Source organism: Mycobacterium gordonae, from assembly GCF_002101675.1.
In the GTDB taxonomy this organism is placed as follows: domain Bacteria; phylum Actinomycetota; class Actinomycetes; order Mycobacteriales; family Mycobacteriaceae; genus Mycobacterium; species Mycobacterium gordonae.
Genome location: NZ_LQOY01000066.1, coordinates 1 through 1,055 on the forward strand (window position 1 = coordinate 1; position 1,055 = coordinate 1,055).

General features: G+C 78.4%; 1 pseudogene. It reads right to left on the reverse strand.

Annotation, left to right across the window (positions count from 1 at the left end):
- Positions 1–1,055 (reverse strand): annotated as a pseudogene (locus AWC08_RS36395) (hypothetical protein); the annotation flags it as partial.

Sequence of the window (1,055 nt, forward strand, 5' to 3'; positions counted from 1 at the left end):
GGTGGCACCGGTGCCGACAGCCGCCCCGCCGATGGCGGCCCCGCCGGCTCCGCCGGCCCCGCCCCTTCCCCCGTCTCCGCCGGTGCCGGGACCCAGCGCGTCGCCGCCGCGACCGCCTGCGCCGCCCTGGCCGCCCGAACCCGCATCGCCGGCGTCGCCGCCCTGGCTGCGCGCTGGTCCGCTGGTCCCGCCGTTGGTGTTCGAGGTCGGTGAACCGGCGTTGCCGCCGTTGCCGCCCCTACCGCCGTTGCCGCCGGCCCCGCCGTTGCCGGTTCCGTGGGCGGTACCGCCATCGCCCCCGGCCCCACCGTTACCGCCACTGCTCGCAGCGCCACCGTCGCCCCCGTCGCCGCCGATATAGCCGGAACCACTGCGCCACGCATTCCCGCCCCAGCCACCGGCGCCGCCCCACCCATTGACCTGAATATCGCGGCCAAGCGTCGGTTCGTACCGGAACAGAGCCGAACCGCCGTCACCGCCGACGCCGCCGGCCCCCGCGTTCCCCGTCCCATAGGCGTCGCCGCCGTCGCCGCCGGCGCCGCCGCTGCCGTAATACGCCCCCGCCGAGCCGGCTCCGCCGCTGCCGCCGTTGCCGCTGCCTGTCGCATTCCCGCCGAACCCGCCTTTGGCCCCGGCGCCGATTCCGGTCTGGGGCGGGAAGCCAGGCGCACCGGACTTGCCGCCGTTGCCGCCGTTGCCGCCCGCACCGGAGGTCGAGCCGCCGGACCCGCCTTTGCCGCCGTCGCCACCATCACCCCACTGCCCGACGGCTCCGGCGTCTCCGCCCGCGCCGCCGTTGCCGGTCAGCGTGCCGCCTGCCCCGCCGTCCCCGCCGGCGCCGGCCCGGCCGGCCCAGCCGCCATAGCCACCGTCGCCACCTCGGCCGCCGTTCCCGGTGTTGCCACCGGCGCCTCCGTCGCCTCCGGGCCCGCCGTTGCCGGCCGCCCCCACGGTTCCAGCGCTGCCGCCGGTGCCGCCGTTGCCGTTCTGGCCGGCCGTGCCTCCGTTGCCGCCCCGGTTGGCGAAACCACCGCCCCAGCCGTTACCCCCGTTGC